Annotated in this window: 1 protein-coding gene; it reads right to left on the reverse strand. The window is 35.3% G+C overall.

What is annotated here, in order from left to right; all coding sequences use genetic code 11:
• Positions 1-1,369: 1,369 nt before the first annotated feature.
• Positions 1,370-1,550 (reverse strand): hypothetical protein (locus tag ACKGJN_RS16225; protein WP_409540612.1); only part of this gene is annotated, 181 nt, incomplete at its 5' end.

Below are 1,550 nucleotides of genomic sequence, written 5' to 3' on the forward strand. Positions count from 1 at the left end.
CGGGGCTTTTCAGGCGACCGATGACGATTTCCGGATGTATGGAGAAATAACCATAGTTTTTTTGTTCTATATTATTTCTTTTTTTTTGATGAATGATGAGAGATAGTACTATAGACCGGTGGTACCAAGGGTTTTCGGTTTCATCATTTGCTCATCAAAAATAAAACGATGCTGAAATTTGAATTGAATTGATCGGGTTTGATATAAAAAGGGCCAACCAAAAAAGAAAAAAACTTGCTATTAGGTTGAATAATCATTTAGTACTTAATCCGGCTTTAACAATAATATGGCCTCCTCCAGAACCCTTCTGATCTTGATTTTCCTGAAAATGTTTGCAATATCAAAATCCACTTTTAAACCAATTATTAAACTGATTTCACTTTGCAACCTCCCGGGCGCATAGCAAGATGGTCATTACAATGACATCTTGCTTCCATTTTTTGTTAGGTAATCAGAGAAGGATCTACTGTTATATCTTAAAACTTATTTTCTTCTAAGAGTTCTCTAATTAAAACCTTATAAATCAAATGAAATCGACCCCACTGTCTAATATAAATTTACTTTTTTTACCCGGAGCATTTTCCTTTGATTTCTTGTAAGGATTCCAATTGGATTTGTAAAAGTATATAAATGAAAAGCTACTGCCTTTGTTTTCATTTACTTCTTTCAGAGCCGTATGCATTACCTTTTGATGTGGTTCACATTTCAGGATTTGAAATTAGGAAAGGCCTTATAAAAAGCGGAGAGTAGCATAGCGGCTTTATGCAGGCCGCTAATTTCGAATCCTGTTCCTTCGACATCAAAAGGTAAGGCATCTGAAGTCAGGTGCAAATACTGAATTTCGGAAAATGTTCCTTATGAAAACCATAATTTGTTCCTGGTTCCGAACAGCGGACGTGAGCCAATAAAATTGTCCAATTCTTCCCTCGCAATATACTATGATCTTCTTTGGCTCGTGTCCAAGGCCTTTTAAGCGCACCGCTTTTCCTGAAATGGAGCCTTTGCTGAATGGAAAAGAATGTGGTAACGACTGGTTAGAATTATGATTTTTAGTAAATTTTGACGCAAAAAAATGCCTGTTTATAAGGGTTTGCAGAGGTTTTGACGCAAAATTACTAAAAAGTTGTTTTCAATAAATTATTATATATCTGTAAATCAGGGGAATATATAAAAGTAACGTGGCTCTGCCCGTTACCCTCTTGCTATTCCCCCTTTTTTAATATTACTAAACATATTCCAGTATTTTTGGCTAACGATGATAAATACTTTTTTAGGCCTTTGGATACAGTGGAATTAAAATGAACCAATACCTACTATTTGTACCGTAGGTGAACCAATAAAGAAGAAGGCTACTGAGTTTATCTTATCCTTACCTCACTAGAATTTTTTTAGTTACTACCCCGGTATCTGTATAAATCAATAAAAAGTTTAAGCCAGATGTGAGGTATGAAATATCAACTGTTTGTACAGTCCTGTTTTGCTTAAACGTATAGTATTGCCTCTCTATTGAATTCTGGTCCAATACCCGTATGGCGTGAATTCCTGTAGGC

This window comes from Gillisia xinjiangensis (assembly GCF_046298265.1).
In the GTDB taxonomy this organism is placed as follows: domain Bacteria; phylum Bacteroidota; class Bacteroidia; order Flavobacteriales; family Flavobacteriaceae; genus Gillisia; species Gillisia xinjiangensis.